Source organism: Alicyclobacillus pomorum DSM 14955, from assembly GCF_000472905.1.
In the GTDB taxonomy this organism is placed as follows: domain Bacteria; phylum Bacillota; class Bacilli; order Alicyclobacillales; family Alicyclobacillaceae; genus Alicyclobacillus_A; species Alicyclobacillus_A pomorum.
Map to the genome: position 1 here is coordinate 33678 of NZ_AXAR01000016.1, position 22569 is coordinate 56246.

General features: G+C 55.6%; 19 protein-coding genes and 8 tRNA genes. 1 reads left to right on the forward strand and 26 read right to left on the reverse strand.

The window, feature by feature from the left end; all coding sequences use genetic code 11:
* Positions 1–37: 37 nt before the first annotated feature.
* The 15 genes from YWK_RS0114560 to miaB form a co-directional block, all read right to left on the reverse strand.
* Positions 38–113 (reverse strand) — tRNA-Ala (locus tag YWK_RS0114560).
* A 52-nt stretch (positions 114–165) separates the two neighbouring features.
* Positions 166–242: transfer RNA gene (locus YWK_RS0114565), tRNA-Pro, on the reverse strand.
* Positions 243–319, reverse strand: a tRNA-Arg gene (locus YWK_RS0114570).
* Positions 320–341: 22 nt separating this feature from the next.
* Positions 342–416, reverse strand: a tRNA-Gln gene (locus YWK_RS0114575).
* 8 nt (positions 417–424) lie between these two features.
* Positions 425–500: transfer RNA gene (locus YWK_RS0114580), tRNA-His, on the reverse strand.
* A 2-nt stretch (positions 501–502) separates the two neighbouring features.
* Positions 503–578, reverse strand: a tRNA-Trp gene (locus YWK_RS0114585).
* Positions 579–599: 21 nt separating this feature from the next.
* Positions 600–683: transfer RNA gene (locus YWK_RS0114590), tRNA-Tyr, on the reverse strand.
* Positions 684–687: 4 nt separating this feature from the next.
* Positions 688–763, reverse strand: a tRNA-Thr gene (locus YWK_RS0114595).
* Between the two features lie 83 nt (positions 764–846).
* On the reverse strand, positions 847–1089 hold the full coding sequence (gene hfq / locus YWK_RS0114600; RefSeq protein WP_026965371.1) for an RNA chaperone Hfq: 243 nt from the start codon (positions 1087–1089) through the stop codon (positions 847–849).
* Positions 1090–1128: 39 nt separating this feature from the next.
* Positions 1129–2100, reverse strand: coding sequence for a tRNA (adenosine(37)-N6)-dimethylallyltransferase MiaA (gene miaA / locus YWK_RS0114605; protein WP_026965372.1), 972 nt, complete (start codon positions 2098–2100; stop codon positions 1129–1131).
* A complete protein-coding gene (locus YWK_RS0114610; protein ID WP_169727193.1) occupies positions 2087–2938 on the reverse strand; it encodes a class I SAM-dependent methyltransferase in 852 nt (283 codons plus the stop codon). The genes miaA and YWK_RS0114610 overlap by 14 nt, the downstream gene beginning before the upstream one ends.
* Positions 2931–4883, reverse strand: a complete 1953-nt coding sequence (gene mutL, locus YWK_RS0114615) for a DNA mismatch repair endonuclease MutL (protein WP_026965374.1) — start codon at positions 4881–4883, stop codon at positions 2931–2933. The genes YWK_RS0114610 and mutL overlap by 8 nt, the downstream gene beginning before the upstream one ends.
* Entirely contained in the window at positions 4850–7489 is a 2640-nt protein-coding gene (gene mutS, locus YWK_RS0114620) for a DNA mismatch repair protein MutS (protein WP_026965375.1), read from the reverse strand. Before mutS ends, mutL begins: the two co-directional genes overlap by 34 nt.
* Before the next feature lie 338 nt (positions 7490–7827).
* Complete coding sequence (locus tag YWK_RS0114625) at positions 7828–8253, reverse strand: YlbF/YmcA family competence regulator (RefSeq protein ID WP_245578631.1); 426 nt, start codon at positions 8251–8253, stop codon at positions 7828–7830.
* Positions 8250–9743, reverse strand: coding sequence for a tRNA (N6-isopentenyl adenosine(37)-C2)-methylthiotransferase MiaB (gene miaB, locus YWK_RS0114630; protein ID WP_026965377.1), 1494 nt, complete (start codon positions 9741–9743; stop codon positions 8250–8252). Before miaB ends, YWK_RS0114625 begins: the two co-directional genes overlap by 4 nt.
* Positions 9744–9971: 228 nt before the next feature.
* Between miaB and YWK_RS0114635 the strand changes: the two genes are divergently transcribed.
* Positions 9972–10226: a hypothetical protein gene (locus tag YWK_RS0114635; protein ID WP_026965378.1), complete on the forward strand. Its 255-nt coding sequence runs from the start codon at positions 9972–9974 to the stop codon at positions 10224–10226.
* Positions 10227–10323: 97 nt separating this feature from the next.
* Here YWK_RS0114635 and YWK_RS20145 read toward each other — a convergent pair whose 3' ends face one another.
* The 11 genes from YWK_RS20145 to recA all read right to left on the reverse strand — a co-directional run bounded on the left by YWK_RS20145 (position 10324) and on the right by recA (position 22330).
* Complete coding sequence (locus tag YWK_RS20145; RefSeq protein ID WP_051375628.1) at positions 10324–11670, reverse strand: YheC/YheD family endospore coat-associated protein; 1347 nt, start codon at positions 11668–11670, stop codon at positions 10324–10326.
* Positions 11671–11705: 35 nt separating this feature from the next.
* Positions 11706–13178, reverse strand: a complete 1473-nt coding sequence (locus YWK_RS0114645) for a putative amidoligase domain-containing protein (RefSeq protein ID WP_026965379.1) — start codon at positions 13176–13178, stop codon at positions 11706–11708.
* A 28-nt stretch (positions 13179–13206) separates the two neighbouring features.
* The gene (locus YWK_RS0114650; RefSeq protein WP_051375629.1) at positions 13207–14583 is read right to left on the reverse strand and encodes a YheC/YheD family endospore coat-associated protein; all 1377 of its coding nucleotides are present in this window, start codon (positions 14581–14583) and stop codon (positions 13207–13209) included.
* Positions 14584–14598: 15 nt separating this feature from the next.
* Positions 14599–15795: a YheC/YheD family protein gene (locus YWK_RS0114655; protein ID WP_026965381.1), complete on the reverse strand. Its 1197-nt coding sequence runs from the start codon at positions 15793–15795 to the stop codon at positions 14599–14601.
* Positions 15796–15876: 81 nt separating this feature from the next.
* Positions 15877–16416 carry an outer spore coat protein CotE gene (gene cotE, locus YWK_RS0114660; RefSeq protein ID WP_026965382.1) on the reverse strand — a complete coding sequence of 180 codons (540 nt, stop codon included), beginning with the start codon at positions 16414–16416 and terminating at the stop codon, positions 15877–15879.
* 329 nt (positions 16417–16745) lie between these two features.
* The gene (locus tag YWK_RS0114665) at positions 16746–17693 is read right to left on the reverse strand and encodes a dipeptidase (protein WP_035467184.1); all 948 of its coding nucleotides are present in this window, start codon (positions 17691–17693) and stop codon (positions 16746–16748) included.
* Positions 17690–17950 carry a stage V sporulation protein S gene (locus YWK_RS0114670; RefSeq protein WP_026965384.1) on the reverse strand — a complete coding sequence of 87 codons (261 nt, stop codon included), beginning with the start codon at positions 17948–17950 and terminating at the stop codon, positions 17690–17692. Before YWK_RS0114670 ends, YWK_RS0114665 begins: the two co-directional genes overlap by 4 nt.
* 180 nt (positions 17951–18130) lie before the next feature.
* Positions 18131–18907 carry a TIGR00282 family metallophosphoesterase gene (locus tag YWK_RS0114675; RefSeq protein WP_342664252.1) on the reverse strand — a complete coding sequence of 259 codons (777 nt, stop codon included), beginning with the start codon at positions 18905–18907 and terminating at the stop codon, positions 18131–18133.
* 68 nt (positions 18908–18975) lie between these two features.
* Positions 18976–20517, reverse strand: coding sequence for a ribonuclease Y (gene rny, locus YWK_RS0114680; RefSeq protein ID WP_026965386.1), 1542 nt, complete (start codon positions 20515–20517; stop codon positions 18976–18978).
* Between the two features lie 114 nt (positions 20518–20631).
* A complete protein-coding gene (locus YWK_RS0114685; protein WP_026965387.1) occupies positions 20632–21297 on the reverse strand; it encodes a regulatory protein RecX in 666 nt (221 codons plus the stop codon).
* On the reverse strand, positions 21287–22330 hold the full coding sequence (gene recA, locus YWK_RS0114690) for a recombinase RecA (RefSeq protein ID WP_026965388.1): 1044 nt from the start codon (positions 22328–22330) through the stop codon (positions 21287–21289). Before recA ends, YWK_RS0114685 begins: the two co-directional genes overlap by 11 nt.
* Between the last annotated feature and the right edge of the window lie 239 nt (positions 22331–22569).

Here is a 22569-nt window from a genome sequence, read left to right on the forward strand (position 1 = left end):
GCGAAACGATCCACATCTCTACCTTACGCAGGTATGATGGTGGAGGTAGACGGATTCGAACCGACGACCCCCTGCTTGCAAGGCAGGTGCTCTCCCAACTGAGCTATACCCCCATAACCACCTGCAAACCCTACAAAATACACGGAAACCGTGCAATACGAGGGTTGGTCGGAGCAGCGGGATTTGAACCCACGACCTCCTGCTCCCAAGGCAGGCGCGCTACCAAGCTGCGCTATGCTCCGTGGCGTGCCCGGAGAGATTCGAACTCCCGACCTCTTGATTCGTAGTCAAGCGCTCTATCCAGCTGAGCTACGGGCACATATTGCGGTCCAAAGGACCGTTGGCTGGGGAGGAAGGGTTCGAACCTTCGCATGACGGAGTCAAAGTCCGTTGCCTTACCACTTGGCTACTCCCCATCAAGATGTGGGGTGAGTAGTGGGAATCGAACCCACGAATGCCGGAACCACAATCCGGTGCGTTAACCACTTCGCCATACTCACCATGGCAGGGGCGGCAGGATTCGAACCCACGACATGCGGTTTTGGAGACCGCCGTTCTACCAGCTGAACTACGCCCCTATCGCCGTGTTACACGGCATCTGGTGGAGGGGGAAGGATTCGAACCTTCGAAGCTTTCGCAACGGATTTACAGTCCGCCCCATTTGGCCACTTTGGTACCCCTCCGTAGTGGAGCCAGCGACAGGAATCGAACCTGCGACCTACTGATTACAAGTCAGTTGCTCTACCTGCTGAGCTACGCTGGCGCCGCGACGAGATATAAGTTAACACATCCAAAACATCGTTGTCAACGCCGTTTTGCACACTTTTTACTCACAAAATTCACCAATTACTCCCCATTGTTTTGCTCCAGGTTCAAGGAGACACTGCGCACCGGCGTGAACGTGGAAATGGCGTGTTTGTAAATCATCTGTTGCTTCCCGTCGGCTTCGAGCACAATGGTGAAGTTGTCAAAGGCTTTCACCATGCCCCTTATTTGAAATCCGTTGACCAGATACACTGTCACCAGGACTTTGTCCTTCCGAATCTGATTCAAAAACGTATCTTGAATGTTGATAGGTTGTTTGCTCATGGATGTGCCCTTCTTTCACCACAGAGTCGTACTTAACACTTATTCTCGGCTGGCGTTCCGAATTCCTGCTAACATTTGCCGCCCAATTGTCAAAATGTCTTGTAAATCGTCGCTACGAATACCACCTTTTTCGTCCAAGTGCAACCAACGCACGCGGGGATCGCGCCGGAACCACGAAAGTTGGCGTTTGACGAAGCGGCGAGTTGCCATTTTGATATCCGCCACGGCTTGCTCGAGTGAGACTTCCCCGTCCAGATAGGTCAGCAGTTCCTTGTAGCCAATCGCCTGCATGGACGTGAGATTCCGGTGGTACCCAAGGCGTCGCAACTCTGCGACTTCCTCCAACAGCCCGATTTCCATCATTCTATCCACACGTGCGTTCACGCGTTCATACAGCACTTCCCTATCCGCAGTTAATCCGAATTGCTCCGTCCAATACCGGCCACCTTTCACTCGCCAGTCGTAGTGCGCGGATAAGGGCTTCCCCCCCAATTCGAACACTTCCAGCGCGCGAATGACGCGCCGCGTATCGTTTGGGTGAAGTCGCGCTGCAGAGGCCGGATCACGTTCGCGAAGCGCCTGGTGCAGCGCTTCCGGTCCGTGCTGCTGTAAATAGGAGAACCAGCGCCGACGAACCTCTTCAGAACCCTCCTCCTCTGCAAACGACAGGTCTTCCGTGATAGCGCGAATGTAGAGCCCAGTTCCTCCGACCACGATGGGAAGATTTCCCCGCGCGTGAATCTCCGAAATGGCCGCATCCGCACGTTGCACCCAGTCGGCGACGGTAAAACGCACGTCGGGAGACACGAGGTCCAACAAGTGGTGTGGAACCCCTTGTTGCTCCTCCCGGGTGACTTTCGCCGTCCCAATGTCCATCCCCCGATACACCTGCATCGAGTCAGCCGACAGCACCTCTCCTGACAGATGCTTGGCCAGCTCAATCCCCAGCGCACTCTTTCCGGTGGCCGTGGGGCCGACGATACACAGTACAGGCGGCTTACTGACATCCATGACGGTTCTCCTTCCTCCATACGCCGAAAGCAAACTTTGCACGCGGTTTGTCTGGCACCACGCCAAACCGCTCAAATTCACCAAAACCAGGTCGTTCTTTCAACACCACTGCCCTACGTGCAACCCTTTTCGCTGCCTCCCAGGCCTCGTGTGACAGCGGCGAAGGGTTGGTGATGGACCGAGCACTCTCCAAATTGGACGACGCATTGTGCAGAGGGCTGCGAAACATGGGGTCAAAATAGACAATATCCACCGCACCCTCGTCCATCGCTCGAAGCAGCTCGAGGTGATTGCCGACGTGGACCTCCACGCGCTCCAATGCTTCCACCACAAACGGGTGCAAGTGTCTTTCGTACACCTGTGCGTACTGGAATAACCTGGCCAGCAACAGAGATGACTCCACAGCGATGACGCGGCCGTTTGGCCCCACCGCTTCTGCCAAGACCAAGCTATCGCTGCCCAGTCCCATGGTCGCGTCGAGGACCACGTCGCCGGCCTGCACATTGGCCACCGTCACAAGCCGATCCGCACCTCCCTTACGCAGTTGCGAGATGCGTTGATGGGCCATCCCTGGGTGAAAAAACAGCGGGTGGTCGAGATCTTCCCTGAAGAAGATGCGTATTGGCTCGTCCGCTACAATCACCGCGTCGGCGCAGGATTTTCGGAAAATGGAGGCCAAGCTGTCTTTCCTCCGCGAGATGGTTTTACATCCGAACCACTTCGCTACGCGCTCCATACGCTCCACATTGGCTCCATCCACACGCACCGGCGTGGTCGCAACCAACGCCAACGGCCAATCAGCCATACCGGGATTCCTCTGACCGATGGAACTAGACAATGCGCCGAAACTCCTTTTCCAGGTCGTGCGAAGAAAGTCGAATAAAGACGGGTCGGCCATGCGGACAGTGGAATGGATCCTCCAACGTCGACAACGCCTCGCACAAAGCGTCAATCTCCATGCTGGATAGGTATTCGTTGGCCTTGACAGCCGCTTTACAGGCCTTGGTGACCACGCGTTCCCGCAGTACATCGCGAACATCTGACTTGCCGGTCGCCTCGGCCAGCGCTTGTAAGAAGTCATCGACGAGGCGGGGGTAGTCCAGCCCCTCCCATATACCTGGGATGCTCCGCAACAACACCTCGCGACCCCCAAACGGTTCAAACACGAGACCCATCTCCGCGAGTAACTCCATATTGTCGTGCACAGCCGTGAATTGCTGTCCAGACAGTGTCAAGGTCAGCGGAGTAAGCAGTTGAATGGACTGCACTTCGGTCTCCTGCATGCGCTTGCTGAACTTTTCGTAGAGCACCCGCTCGTGGGCTGCGTGCTGGTCAATGATATAAAGGTTCTCCCCGTCGTCGGCGACAATGTACATACCGAGCGCTTGTCCAATGGGCCGCAACTTCCAATCGGATGGGCGCGGTTCCACGGAGGCAGACGGGGACTGTGTCGACGCCGAGTCCTCGTACACTGCGGACGATTCCTGAGACACCGCCAAATCCGTCTTGTCGGCTTGCGCATCCGAGAATTCCGGGTTCGGCAACAAAACCCGCTTCCACGCGTCGCCGGACACTCGCCCTTCCCCTTGCGGCCTGCCGTTGACGCGAGAACCTTGTGTCGACGTCACTGCGGTCTCCAGGTGTGTATGAGCGTATGCTTCTCGCGCGGGAGCGGGCGGTATATGATACGACGGCTTTTGCTCTGTGGCACTGAACGAGAGTTGAGTCTGTACGGATGGTTGCGGACGTTGCGCAGGTTTCCCTCCCGGCAATGACACTGTCGGTACCAAAAACGCTTCGTCCAAGGCCTCATGTACCGCTTGTTGGACCAGTTGTACCAGGTCCCGCTCCTCACTGAACCGGACTTCCGCTTTGTGTGGATGGATGTTGACATCGACCAACGTCGGATCCATCTGAATATGAATGGCGTACATCGGATGTTTGCCGACCATCAAGCGATGCCCGTAGCCAGCCACCACAGCCTGATGGATGGCGATATTCCGTATGGGACGCTGGTTGATGTACAGGCGGGCGTGGCTTCGGCTGGACTTCGACTGGGTCGGACGGCCCACCCATCCGGTCACCTTGTAATCGGCTGACTCCTTCGCAATGCGCAAGAACTGCTTGGCCTCGCCCACGCCGTACAAGGCAGCCAGCACGTCCAATACGTCTCCCCGTCCGCTCGTGCGAAACACGGTGTGACCGCTGACGTCACATCGAAATGCGACGTCCGGCCTTGCGAGCGCCGCCTGATGTACGACGTCGATGCAACGGGCCTGTTCGGTCGCAACGGATCGCAAGTATTTCAGGCGAGCAGGGGTGTTGTAAAAAAGGTCCCGGACTTCAATTTTCGTTCCGGGCGGCATCCCAATCGGGGTCGACTCTACGACCACGTCTCCGCCTTCCACAACCACCTGTATGCCGTGAGAGCTTTCGTGCGGTCGCGTCTGCAATGTCACTCGCGCTACGGCCGCGATGGACGCCAACGCTTCTCCCCGAAAGCCAAGGGTCGCAATGCGAAAGAGGTCGCGCTGGTGCTTGATTTTACTCGTGGCGTGGCGAGCAAACGCGAGTCTTGCGTCCTCTTCGTCCATACCACAACCGTCATCCTGGACGGTCATGCTGGCAATGCCGCCTTCCTCGAGTGACACGTAGATGGACTTAGCTCCGGCGTCCAGGCTGTTTTCCAGCAGCTCCTTCACGCAAGAGGCCGGTCGCTCCACGACTTCCCCCGCTGCGATTTGATTCGCTAGGATGTCGGGAAGGATTTGGATTTGCCCCATGACACAACCTCCTTCGCCTGTTGTACCAGTTCATCTAAGAGATTGATGGCCATCAGCGGCGTCAGCGTTTCCACTCGCGTGTTTGCAAGCTGCTGAAGCAGCGCTTCCTGTTTCCAATGAAATAAGGGCAACGGTGCGTCTTCCACCGGCTCTTCTGCGGCGGCCGCTTCGCGGACGTGATGTTCGTTCTCTAGCGCAGACGAGGCCGTCTCCCGGACTTGCAGCAACTCCGTCGCACGAGCAATGACGGACTCTGGGATGCCGGCGAGTTTCGCTACCTGAATCCCGTAACTCTTGTCTGCCGGACGTGGCACAACGGTGTGCAGGAAGGAAATACCTTCCTCTGTCTCGCGCACCAGCACCGAGTAATTGGCGGCACCCTCCAGTGCTTCAGCCTTCGCCGTCAGTTCGTGGTAGTGCGTGGCAAACAGGGTGAGCGGACGGCGACCCGGTTCCAGCAGCGCTTCCATCACGGCTTCCGCAATGCTCATGCCGTCGTAGGTGCTTGTCCCACGGCCAATTTCGTCGAGCAACACCAAGCTCCTATCCGTCGCCTGACGAAGAATCTGCGCCAGTTCGACCATTTCCACCATAAACGTGCTCTGACCAGCGGAAAGGTCGTCCGAAGCGCCGATGCGAGTGAAAATTCTATCCACCAACCCGACAACGGCTTCTCGCGCGGGCACAAAACAGCCGATGTGCGCCATCAGAACAATCAACGCCGTCTGGCGCATGTACGTGCTCTTCCCGGCCATGTTCGGACCGGTAATCAGCATCAAATCGCTGTCCTCACCCAGCGACACGTCATTCGGTACAAACGTTCCGGGCGATGCAGCTTCCACCACTGGGTGGCGTCCCTGAACAATGTGGATGCCTCGTTCATTACGGATGGTCGGTCTCGTGTAGTTGAATCGAATCGACACCGTAGCCATCGCGCAGAGGGCGTCAATGGCAGCGATGCACTCCGACGCGAGTTGAATGTCGCGCAACCTCTGCAACGTCTTGTCGCGGAGCTCGCAAAACAGTTCGTACTCTCGCTCCAAACTCCGCTCTTCGGCGTTTAAGATGTTCGCTTCCTGTACCTTCAATTCGGGCAACGTATAACGTTCACTGGACGCGAGGGTCTGGCGTCGCTCGTATTCAGCGGGTACCAGGTGGACATTCGCTTTGGAAACCTCAATGTAGTAACCAAACACCTTGTTGTATCCGATTTTCAGCGAACGAATACCGGTACGTTCGCGTTCTCTTTGTTCGAGGTTGGCCAGCCACTCCTTGGCAGAGGTGTTCATCGACCGAAGCCTGTCCAACTCCGCGTCCGCGCCCGGGCGAATCAGCCCGCCCTCTTTCAGCCCAAGTGGAGGTTGGTCCACAATGTAGTGGTCAATCTCACTCACCAACTCCGAAAAATCGGGGATGCGCGAGACAGTAGACCGGAGCAAATCACTCGACGTCGGTGATAACAGTTCCACAATCCGCGGCAACTTTGACAAGGACTGCCCGATGGCACGAAGATCTCTAGCATTGGCCGTACCAAACGAAATACGTCCTGCAAGGCGGTCGAGATCATACACGTCGCGCAAAAGTTCCCGCAACGATTCGCGCAAAAACACGTCTTCCACAAGCGTAGCTACGCCATCCAATCGCTCATCGATGGCCGCCTTGTCTGCCAGTGGCCGCTCAATCCATGCGCGTAAGAGGCGAGAGCCCATGGCAGTCTCGGTGGCATCCAACAACCCGTACAAGGATCCCTTCTTTTGCCGACCCCGACTGCTCTCAATCAGCTCCAGGTTGCGTTGTGCTGTGTAGTCCACGACCAAGTACCCGCGGCTCGCCACGTTTTTGGGTGTGCGCATGTGCACGAGGTGCTGGCGCTGCGTTTCTTCGACGTAAGACAACATCAGCCCGAGCGCTTCTGCCGCGATGGGCGATGTGTCCAATCCAAGCGGTACCAAGCTTGTGACCGCAAACTGTCGGTACAGATTCTCGTACGCCGCCTGCGACGCATGGCGTCCTTCGGGCAATCGTCCCAATCGACTCCCGTTGTCTTTACACCAATCGACGATGGCCTGGAAATCTGGATGTTCGTACTGACTGTCGTAAACCAACACCTCGGCTGGTGTCCACTGGGACAATAATTCTCGAAGTCCGTCCCCTGCGACCTCCGCATACCACGTGTCGCCCGTAGACACGTCCCCCATGCCGATGCCGTAACCCCCCCGCCTCTGGACGACCGCAGCCAGAATCCGATGGGCACTACCTTCGTCTCGCAAAGTGGTACCTGGGGTTACAATGCGCACGACATCTCGCTTCACCAGCCCTTTGGTTTGCTTGGGGTCTTCCAGCTGTTCGCAGATGGCTACGCAAAACCCCTGGTCTACGAGACGGTCGATATATTGTTCTGCCGCGTGAAATGGAACGCCGCACATCGGTACTCGCCCTTGACTTCCGGCGTCGCGCCCTGTGAGCGTGATGTCCAGGACTTTGCTGGCAGTGACAGCGTCGTCGAAAAAGAGCTCATAAAAATCACCGAGCCGAAACATCAGGAGTGCGTCCGGGTGCTGATTTTTAATCTCAAGGTATTGCTGCATCATGGGCGTCAATGCCAAAATTCCCACCACCGATGAAAGAAGTCTCTGCGCGTGGCACAGCGTCCCGCATTGCGAATCGCCGCATCCCCGCTGAAAACTGTCAAAAAAGCTACAGGTGTCCGCTGTCGATGTCGATTGGACACGGTTGTTCGACACCACAGCGCTGTAGCTGTCCGTCTATGTACGTGAGAGACGTACAGAACGCCATTTCGAGCCGTTCAATACGAGTTATCGCTGTATTGCAAATCGCTGGCAACACATTGGGTACATGCGAGAAGAAGCATCGCGGATACTGCAGAAGGGATAGCGAAGAGGGATCCCGTCACAAGTGAATCCCTCTTCGCAGCACTCCGCGCTCAGTGACCTTGTCCGCCGCAGGTACATCCCTGTCCGTCAGGTCCCTTTCCGCAACCCTGTTTGGGACCGAGTTCCACCGGTACCTTATCCGACAACCGAACCAACAATAGGTGCATGACGCCTTGCAGTAATTCGTTCAACTCCGCCTGCGCTTGCTTGTACTGCATGGCCACTGGAATCTCGTACAACTGTTCCTCAATCTCCTGAATTTCTGCCTGCAACTGTTGTACTTTCGGGTGATCCTCCGGCAGTGCGTGCGCCAAGCCGAGTCGATTGTTCGTCTTCAACTTCAGCGACTCGAACAACGCCTGCGCTTCTTCATGCCGCTCCATCTTCTCGCGCGCTTTCCAATACTGGCGAGCTGCCTCTGACTGGCAAATCATGTCCGCAATGGCGTCTGCCTTGGTCATCAAGTCCTCGGTCACGCCAATACCCCCTCGGGGCGCTCCACGAGGGTACCCATCAGTGTCCAGGTTTTCGGCTGCTCAATCCGAACGGAAACAGTCTGACCAGTGAGCCCCACGTCACCTTGAAACAACACCAACTTGTTTGTGCGCGTCCGGCCAGCGAGAACGTCCGGATTCGTCTTGCTTTCTCCCTCCACCAAAACGTCTACCACTTGTCCCGCCAGCGCTTGGTTTTTCGCCAGGCTGATGGCGTACTGTACCTCGTTCAAGCGCTGCAGACGAGCCTTCTTTTCCGACAGCGGCACGTCATCAGGAAACTTCGCCGCAGGTGTGTTTTCACGCGGCGAGTAGATAAAGGTAAACGCGTTGTCAAACTGGACCTCCTCGACCAACCGCAGCGTGTCCAAGAACTGCTCCTCCGTCTCGCCGGGGAAACCGACAATGATGTCCGTGGTCAAACTCACGCCAGGGATGGCCGTCCGAATCTTGTTCACCAGTTCAAGGTAGAACTCTCGCGTGTGGGACCGATTCATCCGCTTCAAAATCTGATTGTTGCCAGACTGAACAGGCAAATGAATATGTTCCACGACCTTGTCGCAGTCGGCCAAAGCCTGAATCAACTCGTCCGTGAAGTTCCACGGATTGGATGTCGTAAAGCGAATTCGCTCAATGCCATCGACATCATTGACTTGGCGAAGCAGTTTTGCAAACGTGACTGAACCTAAGTCGACGCCGTAGTCATTCACGTTTTGTCCAAGCAACGTGATCTCTTTCACACCGTCCGCTGCCAACTGCTGAACTTCTTGCAGAATGTCTTCTGGAAGTCGGCTGCGCTCTGCACCGCGCGTGTACGGCACAATACAGTACGTGCAGAACTTATTACAACCGTATTGGACATTGACCCAGGCGCGAATGTGGTCTTTGCGCGCCTTCGGAATATCTTCCACCGTTTCCGCCGCTTTGTCCCACACTTCGAGGATGGTCTCCTGGCTGTGCCGAGCGTTGGTCAACAACTGCGGCAAACGGTGAATGTTGTGGGTCCCGAAAACGACGTCCACCCAAGGGAATTTCTCCAAGACCATTTTCTGCACGCCTTTTTCCTGCGCCATGCACCCGCACAAGCCGAGAACCAGTTCTGGGTTTCGCGTCTTTAGCGGACGCAGCCGGCCAATTTCGCCAAACACCTTGTCTTCGGCGTTCTCGCGAACGGCGCAGGTGTTAAACAAGATGAAGTCCGCTTCGGCGTCTTCCTTTGCGGGTCGATACCCCATGGCTTGCAACAAGCCGGCCATCGTTTCCGTGTCATGCTCGTTCATCTGACAACCATAGGTCTTAATGATGTACCGATACGGTTCTCCGGACGCCTTGGTCCCCACTTGGTAATCCTTGGTCAACGCATCTATGTCAAACGAGGTCCGAACAGCCGTGTTGGGCCGGTGCGTTCCGAAGACAATCCCTGCCCCCGGTTGCAAGCGGCCTTCACGGAGTTTCGTAATCAAGTTCTCCACCCTTGCACCACTCACTTTCTCTGCTGTTTCAACGTCCATGGAACGTGATATAGAATCCCACTCGGGCATACGTTTCACCATCGCGTCCGCCTTGCCGACAGACACTTCATCCCTCATTATAAAGGAAGTCGACCCAGTTCTGCGAAAGCCAAGTGTTGCTACTCATTATAGACCGGAAAGATTTTCAATCAAAGCTTGTCCCGTGATACCAGCTTGGAGGCGATTGCAATGTCTGAAAAACGCCATGTCCCAACGTTTAAGTTATACCTATACGGTGAGAGTGAAGCCTTTGAAGGCCCCGTGGTCTCCCCTACGAAGGACGAAGTCGCAGTCGATATGTGCAATCTGCATGAGATTCTAAAGGCTCACAACGCACTTCTGGTCTATGCCAGAAGGTGGGTGTACGTGCCTTTGCATTCCGTCTCCCGTGTAGAGCGCGGCGCCAGTCGCTTTTCCCTCCCCTGGCCGCTCGTCGACCAATGACACCCGACAACGAACAGACCGCGTGGTTGCCGTCCGCTCGCAACGTTCCCATCGACGACTGGAGCAACGAAACGCATCTCATTTCGTCACTCGACGGTCACAAGCTCGGTCTCCTTCGAACGGCTCGCTGCTTTCTCCTCATCTTGGCGGTCGCCGTCTGAGCGACGGCCGACGCCGGACGCAATTCATCCAGGTGAGCCAGAATCCCCTGTAGAGACTTGCGGCGGATCTCGGGCTCATCGAACTTCATCGGCTTTGAATTTGCTTCAAAAAACCAAGGGTGTCCGTATTCGTCAACGCCAACATCCATCGACATCTCGCCTAACTCGTATTGGTAATACTCGTCAATCGCTTCGGCACAGCGAACCACCATGCGTTCAATCTCCTGGTCTACCTGTGTATCATCCGCCCCAAACTGCTGGGTGAGGACTTGCACAGCGTGCGCGATGGATCCACCGTTTGGAACATGCGTGGTGATGGCGTTGGCCCCCGCCACACGAACCCCTTTCCCAACCACCACCCAGCGCTGGTCTCGCTTCTGCAGTAAAACCCGGAAATCGCACGGCCGTTGGTTCCACTCAATGAGCGGTATGGCGGACTGGATCACATACTGGCTGACCAGGCGGTGTTGCTCTACGAGCGCCCATAGACTGCGCGGGCTGTCCGCGACGTACGTTTGGCAGTGAGCGTTCTTCAAGACCTTTACCACGTAGTCAGCACCACACACTTCTACGCGAATCATGCCGTGGCCAATGCTGCCGCCCGTGGGCTTCAAATACACCGCTGGATGCCGTCGCAGCATTCGGTACAACGACTCCGCACTCAAGGATTCATGGGTTTCCGGCAGATACTCGTGCAAGTTCGCCGCCCGAATGATGCGATAGATGGTGGCTTTGTTGAAATAGCCTGGGTTGAACAGCGGGATGCCGAATCCGTGAATAATGGTTTTGGCCGTGCGCGTCGTCTCGCATCGTTCCAGGTTGCGTTTGGGAATGCGGTTGTACATGGCCTCAGGCCTCGGACAGGGCAGCGGTATCCATTGCCGATTCCCGCTGCGGACATAGCCTTGCCACAATTCATTGCGGTTGACATGATCTGTCGGAATCACGTAGACAAAGCTGTTTCGCAATCGAGCCGTCTTCATGATGTCGCGGAAATTGGATCTCGCGCCGACAAATGACGACTTGCCGGAACCCGCGAGTATGGCATAGATAGGGCCCGCAACCCATTCGCCGCCACCATCACGCGTTAAACCGACTCGATGACGGAAAATCACTTGCCCTTCTGGTACCGAACCAACGAGAGGCACCCGTAGATTCGAGACTTTCACGTCTCCACCGGCGGTCTCGAGCACACTGGATAGCTCCTGCGGGGCAAGGACGTACAGCATCATCTCTGACCGACGTTGCACCCACACCAGTTCACCGGTCCATGACCCACTCACGACAACACCCCCTCCAATCTCGCCCACATTCGTCGCTACGCCCGTGCACGAGCCGCACGGCGTTGCACGCGTCGCACCGACGACTTCCGCTGCCCGTGTAGGGGAATTCCCCACAGTGTTCGAATATCCACTGATTCATCCCACGTTTGACCCTGACGAATCATTTCAAACAAGGGGTCAATGTAATTCTTGTAGCGTTCATAGGCAGTCAATCCGCTCAAGGCCTCGAAGTTGCGTTCCACAATCGGTTTCAGGATTTCGTGTCCACCGTTAAAAAAAGCGAATTGCAAGCGTTCATCGTACAAATCTACGATAGGCAACTCGCGATGGTGAACTGCCACCACGTATGCGAGACAAAACGCCGCTACCGTAATGTCTGGGCTCACGATAAAACTGCCCGGCGTCCGATATTCAAATCCACCGTAATCCTTATGGCGAACATCTCCAAGAAATCCATAACGCGGCCTCCGCAGCCGTGCAGTTCGAGGATCTTCCACCATCATCAGCGGCAGCCCGAGGTAATTGTCGAGCACTTTTACAAATCGACTGGAGAACGGCACGCTTGAGAAGTGGATGTGCCCACCTGTGCAGTAGCGTTTGAACGGCATGCTACCTGCACGCCATTCCACTTGTGCTCGGTCAATCTTCCGCGTGGCCTCCATCATCGTGTCGCGCAGGTTCGCCATTAATCCGAGCGGCGAAGCATCCGGTTCTGGCCGTAACTCCATCAGAGGGAGTCGCTGTCCATCGAACTGCAAACTTCGGTCATCGCACCCGACGCGTCCCTTACGACCGAAATAATTGCTGGCTAGGACCATCTTGCCCACCGGATTTCGCAGCATGAGTTCCATGTCGGCACCAAGCAAAAAGGCACTTGTGCCCGTCTCCGCAACCCTGTCCTCTCGGGCCATGAAGTCTTCCACGGCGCGGGCGTAGAGGTCAAGCATTCGCCCATGCAGAACCGGCGAGGCCGTGACATCGAGGACGTACAGCACCCCTTGCTGCGCCATACCAATGCTGACCATACCATGGTCAAGCCCCAACGCGTGCAACACTCGCGACGCGAGTCGAACAGCGCGCACGGTCACTCGGTCGTCATCCAGCGGCACTTCGCGGAACGAGTCCTGAACACGTTGGATGCGTTGATTGATCCACACCTGATTGCCATCGCAGCGGAAGCACGTCAGCGGGGTAAGGTCGAACATCGGAATCCGGTACTGCCGTAACAATCGAGCGTCTTCGCTCTGCCCCCTGTCTTTCGTCCAGACACGAACTCCAATCCGCCGCAGAAAGCGGGCCATGGCGCCCCTGGAAGCCGTGCGCTGGATTGCGTTTTGCGGATTGAATACCGTTCCTTGATGAGGGTCCGCCTCTGGGCTACCTCCATAGCGTATGACAACGTCGCCACTTCCAATATTGGAACTGGAGACGTACGGCTTGAGTATTGGGACCCGTTTTAGCAGGCGCCGTGCGGAAGGCTGCCCGGCATGCAGCAGATAGTAGGTCATGAGCTACATCTCCTTTCAGGGTCCGTCGTCATTTCATGTTGGCTAAACGAAATGCGTATTCCATGGGACGCGAAAAGGCAAGGTCAACAATCTCTTGTCGTCCCTTTTCGGTGGTTGGCGACTTCCAGGGCTTTGAGTTGACCTCAATAATCCAGACGTGCCCTTTGTCGTCAAGGCCGACATCAATCCCCAGCTCACCAAACATTTTCCCGGACTGCTCCTCAATCACTTCTGTTACGAGACTCGATACCTTGCGGATGAGACGACGGCAACGGATGCGCTTATCTTCGCTGGCGTAGAGCTCTTTTAACACCGTATCCACCAGCAAGGCCTCGCCGCCGCTGCTGAGATTGGACGTAAAATCACCGGGTTGCGCAACGCGAGCAAACATTTTCGTCCGCCTCCACTCTCCTCGACCATCTCGTTGCAGGACGATACGGACATCGAATGGGCGGTTGTGATACGTCGCCAGCGAAATACCCTCCTGAATCAAATACGGACGTGACCGCAAGCGGGGACGGACCGCTTCCACAACGCTTTCCAGCGTCGATACCCGTCCTGTCGACTTGCCAGTTTGTTGTTTGACTTCATACGTTAACGCCCCGTCCGGGTACCGAGCAATCCGAATGATACCCAGTCCCAGACTTCCGTGGACCGGTTTGAGAAAAATCATAGCGTGTTGTTTCAGGAACTGAACGATGTCCGTTCCTTTTGTATATTTGACAGTTTGCGGGACGTACGGGCGCGTGCGCCGGTCTCCCGTGAGCCACTCGTGAACCTGCCATTTGTCAAAAAAACCGTCGTTGAAAATTCGGTGTGCGTAAATTTTACTCAGTCGTACGCGTTGCTCAAGATACTTGGGGTCCCGCTCCACTTTGCGGGAGATCACCTGGTCGTAAATGGCATCGGGAAATGGCAGGTCCAATACGGTCCACTGACCTGCTTCCAGCACGTACCCCTTCACCTGCTCCTTGGCAAAGTCTACGTCCTGGATGCGAAACAGGTACACCAACGCACCGAGGCGTGCCCCGGCCTCGACCATTTTTTGAAGCCCCGGCAGTTGCTTGGTGTTTTTCAGTTGTTTCTTTTTCGAATCCCACTTGGGATTACAAAGAATGCCGATGGTCGGTCCGATGTGCAGTCCCGAAGTCGTCATCTCAGCCGATACCAAGTCCGATGACACGTTCAGCATCACCTGTCTCGATAGACCATCACTCAACCACACCGTGTTCGCGGGAACCGCCGGGTCCAAAAAGAGGACCGCTTCAGCCGAATGCCACCCAAAGAAACAACGGTATCTGCGCCCTTCCGTCGCATTCAGGAGTTGCGAGGAGCTCGGGTGAACTCGAATCAGCGGGTTCGGGCTGTGAAACACAGCAATCCGAATCTTTTGGTCAACTCCCATGTGCGGGGGCTCCTTTCACTGATGGGATCCAGCGGATATCCCGTTCGCCCTGATAGCATATTCAACGAGACAATGGAGTGACATTTCGCGGATATTCCCTGGCAGAGATCTCAGCATCCGCCTACCCGGCGTCGGATTGACCTCGAACACCACAACCTCCCCTGAGTTTCGCAGTGCGAGATCAATTCCAACCTCAGCGAAAGGCCCATACAGGCGCTGTAATCGCTTCGCAACCGCCAGTGCTACCCTATCCACAGCCGCAATGACTTCGTCGATGTGGTGCGGGGAGACGTGCGCGACCGCCTGTTCCGCCGGAACCGCACGACCTCCTGTGTGAATGTTGGTCGTCACGGACTTGACATCCCCTATCCTCGCCACACGCGCCATCACCTCCATGTCGTGCGTACATTGGATGAGCCACCGAAAATCAAACGGACGCCCCTCTCGCGTACGTGGAACGCGAATGGTCTCCTGGACAAGACAGCGTTGAAATCCCGTTGCCCGCCAAAATCGGTCGAAGTCAGCAGCAGTAGGAAGTTCTCGCTCCACAACCTCTACATCGTGCAGATTCGACCTTCCACTGCGTTTCACGCGCCGCTCCCAGATTGCCAATGGCATCTGGTTCACTAGGTACAAGCGGAAGATGGACACGCCCCGGGCTCCGTTCAGAGGTTTTACGTAAATGTCACCGTATTGATGAAGAAGGCGGTGAACCTCGTCCTTCGATTGCACGAAGTGCGTTCCGGGCAGGTGATCCCGAAGTTGTGCGGACTCCGACATCTTGCGGTAGAACACCCATTTGTTACTGCAGGTGAGCGGTAGAGTATGTAAACACCCTTCCGCGTTGAAGTAATTCAAATCCTCGGTGACGATGCGGGGGGCCACGTTCCGAGAGGTACCTGACCTCCGCAACACGACACCGGGCAAGGAGACGTCGGCGGACTGCCACCGCTTGGTCGCGGAATGCCACCGCCAGCCCCGTCCAGTTCGACGGTACCCGGGTGGTAGCACCGCCACGTCCATTCCTCGTTCGTCGGCATACGCCGCCAGTTCTGCAAACATCCTCGTTTGTTCTCCGAACATCCGCTTGGCATCGGGCCTGCACTCGGCATAAAGGCCAAGCGAAGGTCTGTTCCCCTGCCGGACCGCCAACTTTGAAACGTTCAACTTGAGCCCAGTTGTGCTGCGTGGTACGCTATCCCGCGTCCCCATCTAGCGCCACTCCTTGCAACAAAAACGGGGCGTTTCCGCCCCGCCTTCGCCCACCGATTGGTCTGTTGCTGCCCGTGGGTGTTAGTCTTCAATCTCCACTTCTTCCAGCAGATCTTCCTCGTCCTCGATGAAGTCTTCATCCTTCTTGTCGATAACGTCACACGTAACGACACACAGTTTCGTACGACCGAGCACTTCTACGCCGAGTTCCTTCTCCACGCGCACCAAGATTTCAGAACCATTGCCGGTGACGGTGGCGTCGAGACAATTCGGACTTTGCAACACGCGAATATCCACTTCACGCGAGTCGCGGTCGCAGTTCGTATCCAGGTCCCGAAGCGCAATTTGCTCCACGTAAGACACGGTGTCCTTGGCGACTGCAGTTTCGGAGTTCCCGTTGTACGAGTACCACACGTTGACGTCGAAGCGCCCGTGCACCTCCACGTAGTCGCCCACCAATTCCGCTTCGAACGAGTGGTTCATGACCCAGCAACCACCAATTGTCGTTGGCCGATTTGCCGGGCGAATGGTGTATGTGGTCTGCGAGTACTTGCTGCCACGGCCGCAAACCGCGTGGGCCATGATTTCGCGGTAACTCAGATCTTTGTTTGAGAGCACCATGCGGCTACCTCCTCTTGAACTCACAGGCCCTGGGCAGTTTCGCGCGCCTGTGCACCCGCCCAGCCCTGTTGTACTGCATGAGTATGCGTGGCGGCGTTCATTGGTGCAGTGCGCGCAACACCCCTGTATGGGGTCCTGCCCTACCAGCCGCCCATCTCGTTACGCAACATCGTATGCATTTGTCACCGCACGTGTCATGGAGAGAACCGACACATGGAAAAATCGGGCTTGACCGCGGCTTGGTACACAAAAATGCCCTGGCCAATGCCAGGGCACGCCAAGGCGTATCCAAGTACATATCATTGAGCTCGGAATGATGCGGACGATGATTACGAAAGCGTGCGTTGCAAAAATGATTCGAAGTTTTGAAACAGAATCTTCTCTGCCAGTGCTGATCCGTAACGTTTCCGAATGAGATCCGCGAACCGCCGGTAGTCTCCAGCATCGGACAAACCCGGCATCGGATGAGACGTTCCATCAAAGTCCGAACCAAATCCGACATAGTCTTCGCCGCCCAACTGGAGCACGTGGTCCAGGTGCAACAACAACTGATCTACTGTCACGTCTGCCGGCTTCCCCACAAAACTCCCCTCAAACACCAACCCCATCCATCCTTCGCGGCGAAACAATTCGCGAATGACGTCGTCCGTCAGATTGCGGGGGTGAGGATGGATTGAGCGACAGTTCGCGTGAGATGCCATCAATGGCCCCGATGTGCGGTCAAACAGATCTGCAATACCCCGGTCTGACAAATGCGACAGATCTACCCACATGCCAAGTCGGTGAGCCTCACGCACGACAGCCAGTCCATGCGCGGTCAGCCCCCCTCCCCGCGGTTCCCGGCAACCGTCGCAAAGCTCGTTCGCATCATTCCAAGTCAAACCAATGCCCCGAACGCCGAGTCGGTGCAGAGTGCGTAACATCTCAGGTTGTCCACGGAGGCATCCGCCCCCTTCCAAAGACAACAACCCCGCCATTACGCCCTCGCGCCGCGCACCATGCAAGTCCGCCAGATCCCGAACCGGGCGCAACACAGCGTCGCGAACGACGCGTTCGTAAAACAGATCTATCTGCCGCAGCACAATCTCCAACTGGTACTGCGAGGGTAAGCTCGGCGACACGAACAAGGCAAAAACCTGAGTTGCTATGCCGGCACTCATTAATCGTTCAGCACTGGCCTGTAACGGAGAGGGACCGTAAAAGTCGCAACCTTCGCGTTCCATCCGATACAGCACGTCAACGTGAGCATCCGCAATCCAGGAAGTGTGCTCGCTCATCGCGGCTCCACGATTAACTTAATCGCGGTGCGCTCCTCACCGTCAATGACTATATCCGTAAAAGCGGGCACACAAATCAAATCAACGCCGCTGGGTGCGACAAATCCCCGTGCAATCGCCACAGCCTTCACCGCTTGATTCAATGCACCGGCCCCGATGGCTTGAATTTCAGCGGTGCCGCGTTCGCGAAGTACTCCTGCCAAAGCGCCTGCTACGGAATTTGGGTTTGATTTTGCCGATACCTTTAATACATCCACCCTAAGGCGACCTCCTTCGATGACCACGGGACTGGACTAGCACACTATATGAATATTCGCTGCTTACTGATATATTCCTCTGACATTTACGCGGTGACAAGCAGAAGCTTGCAGAGGTCTTCCTCGCGATTCACAGGTGCTGTCCAACCACACTTCCCAATCCCAGTACGGCGTCCGTTCCTACTCCACTACCCGAATACGCCGGATGGAGGTGGCCCGACCCGTTTCATCCGATAGCTCCAACAAGACCGCACAAAATTGCCTCGGTCCATCGGCAACCTGAAATCGGACAGGCATGTGCGTCAGCATCTTCTGCAGCACCAGTTTTCTATCAATCCCCAAAATACCGTCGTTCGGACCCACCATCCCAACGTCCGTGATAAAGCCTGTGCCTGCTGGAAGCACGCGCTCGTCGGCCGTTTGAACGTGCGTATGAGTGCCAATCACCGCTGACACTCTGCCATCTAGATACCAACCCATGGCAATTTTCTCCGACGTTGTTTCAGCATGCACGTCTACCACTACGTGGCGAATCTCAGGGTACGCTTCGAGGATTTTGTCCACCGTCCGGAACGGACAGTCGAGCTGACTCAGGAACGTCCTTCCCATCACGTTAATGACCAGTACCGACATCCCTCTCACATTGCACACAGTAAAGCCTCGACCTGGCGTTCCGTCTGGGTAATTTGCAGGGCGAACAATGCGCGCATCACTGTCGATAAACTGCAGCAGCTCTTTCTGATCCCAGGTGTGGTTCCCGAGCGTAATCAACTCGACCCCGATGTCATACAGGTATTCTGCTGCGGCGCTGTTCAATCCTTTTCCGTGCGTCGCGTTTTCCCCATTTGCAATGACAAGGTCCGGTTCCTCCTTCGGAATCAAGTCCCTCAGACAATCGGCCGCGAACTCTTGACCTGGGCGACCCACGATGTCTCCAATAAACAGTACTCTCACCATTGCACCTCCAGATGGACGCCCAGCTTTCCATGCCGCATCGAAAAAATAGAGTAGCCAAGGCGGCTACTCTATTTTGCGTATTCCACGGCTCTAGTTTCTCGAATGACTGTTACTTTGATTTGTCCTGGATAGTCCAATTCATTTTCAATCTTCTTGGAAATCTGTTTCGCAATTCGAACCGACTCTGCGTCGTCAATCATGTCAGGCTTCACAATGATACGCACCTCACGGCCAGCCTGGATGGCATACGACTTTTCCACACCTTCGAACGACTCCGCAATGGACTCTAACTTTTCGAGGCGCTTCATGTAAATATCCAGCGTTTCGCGCCGCGCACCTGGACGAGCTGCGGAAATGGCATCCGCTGCAGCCACAATCACGGACACAGCTGAACTGAACTCGACATCGCCGTGGTGGGCCGCAATCGCGTTGATGACCACCGGGTTCTCACGATACCGGCGTGCGAGATCCACACCAATTTCTACGTGCGAACCTTCCACCTCGTGGGTCACGGCCTTTCCAATGTCGTGCAACAGACCGCCGCGCTTTGCCAAATTTACGTCCAACCCGAGTTCCGAAGCCATCAAACCAGCCAAGTGCGCAACTTCCACCGAATGCTTGAGCACGTTTTGACCGTAACTTGTTCGAAATCTCAGGCGTCCGAGCAGTTTCACCAAATCGGGATGCATCCCGTGAACACCCGTCTCAAATATCGCTTGTTCGCCTTCTTCACGAATCAAGTCATCGATGTCCCGACGGGCCTTTTCAACCATTTCTTCAATGCGGGCGGGGTGAATTCGTCCGTCCGCCACCAGGCGCTCCAAGGCAACTTTGGCCACTTCCCTGCGTACGGGATCAAAGCCTGACAAGATCACCGCTTCCGGTGTATCGTCGATAATCAAATCAATCCCAGTGAGGGTTTCAAGAGTTCGAATATTTCGTCCCTCGCGACCAATAATGCGCCCTTTCATCTCGTCGTTTGGCAAGTTCACAACCGATACAGTGATTTCCGCTGCGTGATCCGCAGCACACCGCTGCACTGCCGTCGCGATGATGTCACGCGCTTTCTTTTCCGCTTCCTGACGTGCTTCCTGTTCGATTTCTTTCATCAGGACAGCCGCGTCGTGGCGACTCTCACGTTCCACCGCCGATAAGATCAACTCACGTGCAGCTTCTTGCGTCAAACCTGAAATTCGTTCCAGTTCCTTCACCTGACGCTGATGAAGGGTCTCAATGTCTGCCTGCTTTTCTTCCAATTGCCGCTCTTTCTCTCGCAGCATTTCAGACCGCTTGTCGAGCGCTTCGAGCTTTTTGTCGATGGTTTCTTCCTTCTGTAAGATCCGTCGCTCCAGCTTTTGCAATTCGGCGCGTCGCTCCCGCCCCTCGCGCTCTGCTTCCTGGCGGATTTTATGCGCCTCATCCTTCGCCTCAAGCAACATCTCTTTCTGTTTCGCTTCTACATCTTTCTGCGCGGATTCAATAATGTGTAGGGCACGCGCCTCCGCGGAGCCAATTTTTGCTTCGGCGATGGACTTACGTACCACATACCCAATTCCAGAACCAACTAGAAACGCCAAAACCACAACGATGATCCACAACAGTGGTCCCATGAAAACTGCCTCCCTGCTCACCCCTGACACGACGTGTCAGGGTGTTACAACGACTTCGAGCTAGAGGCCGTAAATGATACGCAGTTTGATTTTATATTTTTGTGCCAAACGTTGTCAAGAAAGGTCCCCGTCCTCATCTTCAGCGCTGGACACTGCGTCGAGCACTTGATAAATCAGCGACATCGGGAATCCTTTTCTATGCAAGAAAGCACCGACCTTGTCGCGTCGGCGCGCAGGAACCTCCCCGCGGTACTTCCTCCATTGGCGAACTGCCAACGCCATGGCGACCGAACATTCGTCGTGACGTGCGCTCTGCCTGAGGACCTCCTCAGCCACAGATGCTGCAATCCCCCTCTGTCGCAACTTCCACAGCAATTCCTTCCGGCTGAGCCGCGTTCCTTTCGCCTCGACAAACTGCTGGGCGTATTGCACGTCATCGATGTAGCGCAACGATTCCAGCTCTTGAACAATGGACGTGGCCATGTCCGTCGAACATTGTAGCCTCTGCAGGTAGCGGATGACCTCGGACTTCGTGCGTGGGCGAAAGCGCAGGTAATTCAGGGCTTTGTGGTAAAACAAAGCCCTGATGCTACCCTCTTCTAATTGCTTCAACTGCTCTGCGCTAAGCGAACTGTTCACGCGCAGGTTATAGTCAACAAAATCTTTGAGGAAAACGTCGAGCGTGGCGTGTTCCGCAAACCGAAGCCGTATCAAGTCGGGTGCGCCCGGAATCTCCTCATAACCGACGAGCATGTCCACCTGTGCGGTGTCATTCGTCAAAGTCGAACACCTCGTCGTCTTCCACCGCAGTCACTGGGACCGGACTGCCGAGTTGAAACGCTTCGCGGATCTTGCGTTCGATTTCTTCGGCCAGCTCGGGATGTTCCTTCAAGAACTGCTTAGCATTTTCACGTCCCTGGCCCAACCGTTCGTCGTTGTAGGAATACCAGGCACCACTTTTTTGAATAACGTCAATCTCTGTCGCGATGTCAATCATGCTGCCTTCCCGTGAGATCCCTTCACCGAACATGATGTCCACTTCCGCTTGTTTGAACGGAGGTGCCACTTTGTTCTTGACCACCTTAATCTTCGTGCGGTGACCGACCACGTCATTGCCCTGTTTAATCGCTTCACCACGGCGTACTTCCAGTCGCACGGACGCGTAAAACTTTAAGGCTCGACCGCCAGTTGTCGTTTCCGGATTTCCGAACATGACACCTACTTTTTCACGTAATTGGTTGATGAAAATCGCCATGGTCTTCGACTTGCTGATGGCACCCGCCAGTTTCCGCAACGCTTGGGACATCAGACGCGCCTGCAAACCGACGTGAGAATCTCCCATTTCACCCTCGAGTTCATTCTTGGGCACGAGGGCAGCCACCGAGTCCACCACGATAATGTCCACAGCACCGCTGCGAACCAGGGCCTCTGCAATTTCCAGCGCCTGTTCTCCCGTATCCGGTTGGGAAATCAGCAACTCGTCAATGTTGACCCCTAACTTACTGGCGTACACAGGGTCGAGCGCGTGCTCTGCATCGATAAATGCCGCTTGGCCACCACGTTTCTGCACTTCCGCGACGGCGTGCAAGGCGACGGTCGTCTTACCGGACGACTCTGGACCATAAATTTCTATGATACGTCCACGCGGGAACCCTCCAACGCCGAGTGCAATGTCAAGTGCAATGGAACCAGACGGCACGGTTTCTACGTTCATGCTGGCAGAAGCTTCGCCCAGCTTCATGATGGAGCCCTTTCCAAACTGCTTTTCAATTTGTTTCAGCGCAACTTCCAGCGCCGCGCGACGGTCGCTCATAAACACCATCCTATCTCGTATATGCATTCCTGCCATGGAATCCGAAACCCACATCGGTCCGCCTCCGGAATCCATCGATTACTTCGCCTTAGAGGCTTCCTTTCCTGCTTTCCATTGTACCAGCATTCATACAAAAGGCAAACGTTTGTTCGCTCTTGTTGCAAAGAGAAAACCGCCCTACGGACGGTTTTCCCTGGTGCAACTGCATCGAGCGACTTACAAAACGCCTGGTGTGTTTC